5 protein-coding genes are annotated in these 5,529 nt (G+C 43.3%); 1 reads left to right on the plus strand and 4 read right to left on the minus strand.

What is annotated here, in order from left to right; genetic code table 11:
• Positions 1-293: 293 nt before the first annotated feature.
• Both HMPREF3208_RS01905 and rph read right to left on the minus strand, forming a co-directional pair.
• Complete coding sequence (locus HMPREF3208_RS01905) at positions 294-980, minus strand: non-canonical purine NTP pyrophosphatase (RefSeq protein ID WP_016636733.1); 687 nt, start codon at positions 978-980, stop codon at positions 294-296.
• 162 nt (positions 981-1,142) lie between these two features.
• On the minus strand, positions 1,143-1,904 hold the full coding sequence (gene rph, locus HMPREF3208_RS01910) for a ribonuclease PH (RefSeq protein WP_016636732.1): 762 nt from the start codon (positions 1,902-1,904) through the stop codon (positions 1,143-1,145).
• Positions 1,905-1,997: 93 nt separating this feature from the next.
• On the opposite strand from rph, the gene HMPREF3208_RS01915 reads away from it, so the two are divergent.
• On the plus strand, positions 1,998-4,049 hold the full coding sequence (locus HMPREF3208_RS01915) for an ABC-F family ATP-binding cassette domain-containing protein (protein ID WP_064346972.1): 2,052 nt from the start codon (positions 1,998-2,000) through the stop codon (positions 4,047-4,049).
• Between the two features lie 60 nt (positions 4,050-4,109).
• Here HMPREF3208_RS01915 and rnc read toward each other — a convergent pair whose 3' ends face one another.
• Positions 4,110-4,949, minus strand: coding sequence for a ribonuclease III (gene rnc, locus HMPREF3208_RS01920; RefSeq protein ID WP_230953053.1), 840 nt, complete (start codon positions 4,947-4,949; stop codon positions 4,110-4,112).
• 225 nt (positions 4,950-5,174) lie between these two features.
• Positions 5,175-5,369, minus strand: a complete 195-nt coding sequence (rpmF, locus tag HMPREF3208_RS01925) for a 50S ribosomal protein L32 (RefSeq protein WP_016636728.1) — start codon at positions 5,367-5,369, stop codon at positions 5,175-5,177.
• Positions 5,370-5,529: the final 160 nt, after the last annotated feature.

The raw sequence follows: 5,529 nt of genomic DNA on the forward strand, positions 1-5,529 counted from the left end.
TGAGCTTATTTTTACACAGTTTTGTCCGGGTGGCGAATATGCAGCAAACAGGTTCGATTACCGCAAAACGCTTGTATTACAATGCATAACACACTCGATAGTATGTTTCATCAAAAGTCAAATAAGACTAAATGATAGACTTACTAAATTTCGTCACTTCGGGTTTTCCTTGTATCTCAACGAAAACCCGAAGTTTGAATACAGTCTTACTACTTACCTATAATTCACTGCAAATTATTGGCAATATCTTTACAAACATCGGTTTATAAACATCGGTTTGCAATAATTTATTCTTATTCTGTCAAAAATAACGCTTGCAACTCAGGTAATAATGCGCGTAATGCATGACCACGATGAGAAATTGCATTCTTCTCTTCTTGCGTTAATTCCGCACTCGTCAAGCCTTCCATCTGCACGCCGTTGCGCACCGGCTGCTCATCAGGCACAAACAAAGGGTCATAGCCAAAACCGTTAGTGCCACGTTCTTCACGCAATACATGACCAATCATCTCGCCAATACGAACTATTTCAAATCCACGAGCATGCGACATCACACTACTTTCCGGAACTTCACTACAAGCATCAGGAATAGCAAGAGCCACAGCGCAACGAAAACGTGCAGTACGACATTGATCTGGAATATCAGAAAGTTGCTTCAAAAGAAGCGCATTATTAGCTTTATCGTCACCATGCACACCGCTCCAACGTGCCGACAAAATACCAGGAGCTGCACCCAATACGTCAACGATAAGACCTGAATCATCAGCAATAGCAGGGCAACCAGTTCTAGCAGCAACATCGCGAGCTTTCAGTAACGCATTCTGCTCAAAAGTAACACCTGTTTCTACAGGATCTGGTAGACCAAGTGAACCGGCAGTAATAAGCTCAAACTGATTCGCTAATTCTGCCAACTGTTCAGTGAGAATGCGCTTAATTTCAACGAGTTTTCCCTCATTATGCGTCGCCACAACAAGTTTCACGCCCGCTCTCCTTCAATCTCTTTTATAGTTACTTATTATGTAATTACATTACATTTGTACAATTATTCATTTTTCTACATATTCATTTTTCTACATATTCACTTTTCTATAAAATATTCTGCATATTTTGCTACAAATATTGTTATTTTGCAACAACTCTTTTTATTTTTCTAATGCTGCATTCTGAGCAGCTTGCAATTCACGATTACCTTTAGCAGCTAAATCAAGCAAAATATTTAATTCATCACGATTAAACGGACGATGTTCAGCAGTACCCTGAATCTCAATAAAAGTTCCAGAACCAGTCATAGCAACATTCATATCTGTCATAGCTTGACTATCTTCAACATATGGCAAATCAAGCATAGGCGTACCGTTAATAACTCCTACAGAAACAGCAGAAACAGAATCCTTAAGCACATGCGAAGCAGAACGAATAGCGTTATGCTTTTCTGCCCAACGAAGCGCATCTACTAATGCTACGTAAGCACCAGTTATTGAAGCTGTACGCGTACCACCATCTGCCTGCAACACATCACAGTCGATTTGTATTTGGCACTCGCCCATAGCTTTCATATCAACAACACCGCGCAAACAGCGACCAATAAGGCGACTAATTTCGTGCGTGCGACCACCTATTTTTCCACGAACAGACTCACGATCAGTGCGCTCAGCTGTAGCACGAGGAAGCATCGAATATTCAGCAGTAACCCAACCTAAACCAGAGTCGCGTCGCCAACGAGGCACGCCGACCGTAAACGTTGCTGTGCACATCACACGCGTATTACCACACTCGATAAGCACAGAGCCCTCAGGAACATCAGTAAAATTGCGAGTTATATGCACCGGTCTTAATTCGTCAACTGCACGACCATCAACACGAATAGGTTTTATTGAATCCAGCATATCCTTGATTTGAGCCATAACTCACCAATCTAGCACGTGGCGGTTATCTTCTACACCCGTTGTATTGCATGAGAGCTGTTTCGTAGAAGTCTACAACTATATTTATGCATTATGCCTACGTATGATTTGGGATTAGAACAAGTTTCACTAGAGTTTGCTACAAAAACGATTTTTACAAACGTAACACAAGGCGTTTTTGAAGGTGACAGAATTGGTATTGTTGGACGAAATGGTGATGGAAAGTCAACACTGCTTCGCCTACTTGCAGGACATATGAAACCTGACTCTGGTCGCGTAACAAAACGCGGTAGGCTCACTTTCGGCATGCTCGACCAGCGCGATCCTTTAGACGATAACGCAACTGTACGCGAAGCAGCTTTGGAAAATCGCGAAGATTACGAATGGGCTGCAGACCAACAATCACGCGAAATCGTAGAAGCTCTTCTTGGCGGAATCAATTTGGAAGCAAAAGTTGGCACACTTTCTGGCGGACAACGGCGACGTGCAGATTTAGCAAGACTTTTGCTTCACGACTGGGACATCTTAGCTTTAGATGAACCTACAAACCACCTAGACATAGTAACAATTCACTGGCTAGCAGAACACCTGCTTCACCGCTGGCAAGACGGGCAAGGAGCATTGCTGATTGTAACGCATGACCGCTGGTTCTTGGATGAAGTTTGCACGTCTATGTGGGAAGTACACGACGGCGTAATCGATCCGTTTGAAGGTGGATATAGTGCTTACATGTTGCAACGCGTTGAAAGAGAACGTCAAGCAGATGTACGCGAGGAACGCAGACGAAACTTGGCGCGAAAAGAGTTGGCTTGGCTTTCACGCGGAGCTAGAGCGCGCTCTACGAAGCAGAAGTTCCATGTAAAGCAAGCACGTGAACTTATTGCGGATGTGCCACCATTACGTAATACGCTTGAGCTTAAAAGAATGGCAACTTCTAGACTTGGCAAACAAGTTGTCGATTTGATTGATGTGACACAAATTTTTGACGATGAGAAAATGCTAGCAAATATCGATCCAGATATTGCAGAAAATGAAGCATTGTCGGAACTTACTGCAGAAACATCACATAAAGTCGATATTGTAAACTCAGTTTTTGCGCAACCAACGCACACAGGAAGTGTTACGATTGCAGTCGACGAACATCAAGAAAACTCAGACAAAAATAATCCAGAAACTGCGGCGGCAGAACACAAAACAATTACCGGACGTATGATTCTCGACGACGCAACATGGCTTATCGGTCCTGGAGATCGTTTCGGAATTGTTGGTGCAAACGGTGCCGGAAAATCAACTCTTCTCAGTATTATTGATGGATCGCTCAAACCTACACTCGGTCATGTCAATATTGGCAAAACCGTAAAGTTTGCCGTACTTTCACAACGTTTAGAAGAATTGGAAAAGCTCGGAAAATATAAAGTAAAGGAAGTACTGAGCCGATACAAACCAAGTTACATTATTGACGGCAAAGAAGTAACACCCGGTCAACTTATGGAAAGACTTGGTTTTAAGCCAGAACAGCTTATGACACCAATTGCTGATCTTTCTGGCGGTCAAAAAAGACGAATGCAACTATTGCTGATTCTTTTGAATGAACCAAATGTGTTGATTATGGATGAGCCAGGCAATGACCTTGACACTGACATGCTTGCCGTAATGGAAGATTTGCTCGATACATGGCCAGGAACGCTTATTGTGGTATCCCACGACCGTTATCTGCTTGAACGTGTAACTGATCAGCAGTTTGCACTCATCGACGGCAAAATTCGTCACCTCCCAGGAGGAGTAGACGAGTATTTGCAGATCGTAGATCAACTTCAACGCGACCACGAAAGTAGTATTAACACACCACAAACACACGTCAGCGATAACAATATAGGAAATAATCAGAACAACGCTGACAACACTACCAATAGTCAATCAAAACTCACAGGAAAAGCCTATTACGAAGCAACCAGACGTATTGCAGCCATTGAACGCAAACTTACCAAACTCGAAAATCAAAAATCTGACATTGAGGAACGTATGGCTACTCATAACCCAAGCGATTTCGTGGGATTGCAAGCACTCAATGAAGAATTACAACAAAATACTCAAGAAACCAATACTCTTGAGGACGAGTGGATGGAGCTTTCCGAACAGATCTAAAAACTGTAAAAATAAACTGTAAAAATGCACCAGCGTTAACAACAACGCTGGTGCATAAAATTATGGCTTAGCTTGCGTAACTGTACGCGAATCAAGAGCATGCCAAGCAAGCTCTGCAGCAGCAAGCTGGGCCTTACGTTTACTAGAACCACTTCCAACGCCTAAAACTTCGTCACCGTCAGCATGAGCCAACACTGCGCGAGCCTCAAATACTGGAGCATATTCTGGTCCAGAAACCGCCATGCGATACTCTGGATCCGCTAAACCCATATCATGCGCTTTCACAGTCAACGATGTTTTCCAATCAAGAGCCGGACCTTCAGTGAGCACTTCTGCTAAAGTATCATCAATCAATCGATGCACAACTAAGCGCGCCTCATCAATACCGTGCTCAACAAATGTTGCACCAATAAGCGCTTCGACAATATCACACAGAATCGAATCTTTGTTGTTTCCACCCTGCTCCATTTCACCTCGACCCAGTAGAATATACGGACCAACGTGAAGCTTTTTACGTGCAACAGCCGAAAGAGCCCATTCGGACACTGCTTTCGCACGCATTTTAGCGAGTTGACCTTCCGTCATATCTGGATGAGCAGAAAATAGCGTTTCCGTCGACACAAGTTCCAGCACAGCATCACCCAAAAATTCAAGCCGTTCATAATTTCTTGTACCAGGGTGTTCATGCGAGAATGAACGATGAGTTAATGCTTCCACCAGTAAATCTGGAGAAATAGTAGTCCCCAAAGCATTTAAAAGCTCTTGCGTCGGATCCCCAGGACGAGCTGAAGTATTCTCCAATCTCAACACCCCACCTGCGTTATGACGTACTTGCAAATCATGTTCTTCATGCTGATGCTTACGATTTTGTTGATCTTCTTGTTTATTCTGAGTCTTCATAGCAGTCATTATTATAGTCCCCCTCATCAACACTCACAGTAACCACTTTTTACTCGCGCAGGTTTTGAACACTCACAGCAAAAATGCTAAATTTGCAACATTACACTCATCTACCACAAACAACACATACAAACAACACATACAAACAAAGAAAAAAATTAAGCAATCAAATAAATAAAAAATAAACCCCGCCACCCGTCGATGGCAGGGTTTTATTAGTACAACCTACTTGGTGTGTGCAGAGCGAATAGCTTCGCGATACACACGACCACGGAAGGTGCCACAAGATGGGCAAGCCATGTGCGGAAATGCCTCAGAACCACAGTTTGGGCAAGTCACAGTCTGCACGGCAGACGCCTTCCAATTAGCGCGACGCGAATGCGTATTAGCACGCGAGGTCTTGTATTTAGGCAGTGCCATAATCTTTCCTCTATTTCGTTCAATCGATTGAGCTTAAGCGTTCTGTATATTACAGCAAGCGCCGTACAATTTATTAACTTACTTGAGATTTAAGCGAAATCTGCTTTACGCAAAAGCTCGCGCTCTAAGCGCTCGCTACGAAACTCGCGTTGGAAGTCCA

It is taken from the genome of Gardnerella vaginalis, from assembly GCF_001546485.1.
Taxonomy (GTDB): Bacteria; Actinomycetota; Actinomycetes; order Actinomycetales; family Bifidobacteriaceae; genus Bifidobacterium; species Bifidobacterium vaginale_D.

Coding starts and splice junctions, on each gene's coding strand:
- rph (WP_016636732.1), bottom strand. CDS start 1,904: ATGGCTCAAATCAAGGATATGCTGGATTCAATAAAACCTATTCGTGTT.
- HMPREF3208_RS01915 (WP_064346972.1), top strand. CDS start 1,998: ATGCCTACGTATGATTTGGGATTAGAACAAGTTTCACTAGAGTTTGCT.
- rnc (WP_230953053.1), bottom strand. CDS start 4,949: ATGAAGACTCAGAATAAACAAGAAGATCAACAAAATCGTAAGCATCAG.
- rpmF (WP_016636728.1), bottom strand. CDS start 5,369: ATGGCACTGCCTAAATACAAGACCTCGCGTGCTAATACGCATTCGCGT.